We start from the raw sequence: 1233 nt of genomic DNA, 5'->3' as shown, positions 1-1233 counted from the left end.
GGCCCAAAGGTGATGCGCCTAGGCCTCGAAGCCTTCCGCCGCATCAAATACGGCACCACTTTGAGGCTCGAAAATGTGTGAATCGGATAGCGGAATGACGGAAGGAGCACAGCGCGACCATTGAAGCGGACCTTTAGTAGCGGCGCCAGGGCGTCGAAGTCCGCCCGGTAGTACGCGGAATAGGAGATGTGGCGGGCATAGACCCGCCGCATCATTCCAGAGCACAGCGCCAAGGATTGCCGCATACCAGGTGAGCACGATGAAGATCAGGATGCCCACCATTCCTGGTAGGTGTCAGGACCGTCGGAATGTCGCATGCTGGAAGCTACAGCGTAGCGCTGTTGTATTACGGAGACGAGCCGATGCTCAGACTGCACGCGAAGCTGATACACTGAGTTGTCACTGGATCAAAATAGGAGCAGGGTCCATTCAACGGAGGCGGCTCGTGACCTACACTATCACGTGTCATCGAACGGAGTACGTCCGAAAGTATTTCTCCGTTCAAAGGTCGAGCGCGAGAGAAGCCCTGTCTAAAGCAGAGTTTCTCGAAATGTCTGACACACAAATTGATTACATTGATACTCCTGCGGAGGGACGAGTTGACATGCGTATGCTCCGGACGTTGGCTGAAAGAGAGCGTGCCTAAAGCTCTCTGCCGTTTTTTCGCGGTCGCAGGCCGATCGGCACGCCACGTACTCGAATAACAGAGGAAGAACGTCAACATCTCTACGGCAGAGGAAGGATATCCATTCCCCATCGGGCAAACGAACCCAGCGCGGCCCGGACGTGCAGCTTTGTCAAACCTTATTGGTTCTCCTGGTTGAGCTTTCCAGTTTTCGCCCCCCTCAGCGGGTCGGTGGTGCAGGATATCGCACCGAGTTGCGATGAAGGCCCGCGCTCACAATGCATCAAGGCCGAATTGTCATCCGCTTGAGCTCCGCATTGCTGCGTTGAGGCGGATCAGGCGTGTCCGCCCCGCAGAGGCAACAATGTTGAAACAGCACGCGAAAGCCGGAGAGTGCTTCGGCTGGCCGCGACGTAGGTGTGTTCAATGGTACCAACCAACGAATTCGTGCATGAACCCGGACTTCCAAGAGCGACCGAGGAAATGGTTTAAGCAAACAGCTGTCATCTGATGCTCGCACCGCCTCGTGCTCCGGATCCGGTACCCAGACCGCGGTCAGCTCTCCTGCACGATGCAGCTTGGCCAGGGTCAGCGCATCACGGCGGTTG

General features: G+C 56.7%; 2 protein-coding genes. Both read right to left on the bottom strand.

Translation table 11 applies throughout. The features are described 5' to 3' along the window. Window positions 1-215: hypothetical protein (locus K288_RS55440; protein ID WP_244443500.1), on the bottom strand; the 215-nt coding region annotated here is incomplete at its 3' end. A 693-nt stretch (window positions 216-908) separates the two neighbouring features. After that, on the bottom strand, window positions 909-1233 hold a 325-nt coding region (locus K288_RS54590; RefSeq protein ID WP_210164454.1), incomplete at its 5' end, for a hypothetical protein.

This window comes from Bradyrhizobium sp. Ai1a-2 (assembly GCF_000426245.1).
In the GTDB taxonomy this organism is placed as follows: domain Bacteria; phylum Pseudomonadota; class Alphaproteobacteria; order Rhizobiales; family Xanthobacteraceae; genus Bradyrhizobium.
The sequence above is the reverse complement of the archived record's forward strand: the minus strand, read 5'-3'. Positions and strand labels throughout refer to the sequence as shown.